The sequence below is a fragment of the Pantoea sp. Pa-EAmG genome (assembly GCF_030024295.1).
GTDB lineage: Bacteria > Pseudomonadota > Gammaproteobacteria > Enterobacterales > Enterobacteriaceae > Pantoea > Pantoea dispersa.
In genome coordinates, this window is the sequence record NZ_JASEWO010000367.1 from 1 (window position 1) to 1,025 (window position 1,025).

Below are 1,025 nucleotides of genomic sequence, written 5' to 3' on the forward strand. Positions count from 1 at the left end.
AACCTGCGGCAGAATGTAAAAAGCCCCGCAAAGCTGCGGGGCCTTCCATTCGTGTGTTCAGACGTTAACCGTCTGCGGCACAACAACCTTATTCAGCAACGATGCTGATGTACTTACGGTTGTTTGGACCTTTAACTTCGAATTGTACTTTGCCGTCTGCGGTAGCAAACAGGGTGTGGTCACGACCACAACCTACATTGGTACCTGCGTGGAATTTAGTGCCACGCTGACGAACGATGATGCTACCTGCCAGAACAGATTCACCACCGAAACGCTTAACACCCAGACGTTTTGCATTGGAGTCGCGACCGTTACGAGTCGAGCCACCAGCCTTTTTATGTGCCATTTGTCAGATCTCCTCTTACGCGCCGATCACAGTGATTTTCACATCAGTGAACCACTGACGGTGACCAGCTTGCTTACGGTAGTGTTTACGACGACGAAACTTAACGATCTTAATTTTCTCGCCACGACCGTGAGCAACAACTTCTGCCTTGATCACACCGCCTGATACCAGTGGCGCGCCGATTTTCACGTCTTCGCCATTTGCAATCATCAGAACCTGGTCGAACTCGATGGTTTCACCGGTTGCGATGTCCAGCTTTTCCAGGCGAACGGTCTGACCTTCGCTTACTCGGTGTTGTTTACCACCACTTTGGAAAACCGCGTACATATAAAACTCCGCTTCTGCGCATGCCTTTCTATTCATCAGGCGGCGCGATAAATATTCACAATAGGGCGCGAATTCTACGCAAATCTCCAGGAGAAGACAAGAGCACTTTGCACTCTCTTGCAGAAAAAAAGCGCAGAACGAATGCAAATGTTTCTAAGCCCGATTTTTCAAGTACAATCAGTAACAGATTACCTGAACTCACGCTGTGTAAAAGCGCTTACCATGCAAAAAACGAGTCAAAGCTGAACAGACGAATGAACTTAGAACAGATTAATGAATTAACCGCGCAGGACATGGCGGCCGTCAACCAGACCATCCTCGACCAGCTGAATTCAGATGTCTCACTGATTAA

The 1,025-nt window shown here is 48.3% G+C and carries 3 protein-coding genes; 1 reads left to right on the forward strand and 2 read right to left on the reverse strand.

Annotated features, from left to right (window positions below; translation table 11 throughout):
- Nucleotides 1-88 precede the first annotated feature (88 nt).
- Both rpmA and rplU read right to left on the reverse strand, forming a co-directional pair.
- On the reverse strand, nucleotides 89-346 hold the full coding sequence (gene rpmA, locus QMM04_RS22670) for a 50S ribosomal protein L27 (RefSeq protein ID WP_003851093.1): 258 nt from the start codon (nucleotides 344-346) through the stop codon (nucleotides 89-91).
- 15 nt (nucleotides 347-361) lie between these two features.
- Nucleotides 362-673, reverse strand: coding sequence for a 50S ribosomal protein L21 (rplU, locus tag QMM04_RS22675; protein WP_007886644.1), 312 nt, complete (start codon nucleotides 671-673; stop codon nucleotides 362-364).
- A gap of 254 nt (nucleotides 674-927) precedes the next feature.
- Between rplU and QMM04_RS22680 the strand changes: the two genes are divergently transcribed.
- Nucleotides 928-1,025, forward strand: a 98-nt coding sequence (locus QMM04_RS22680) for a hypothetical protein (protein WP_282997129.1), incomplete at its 3' end; no start/stop codon positions are given.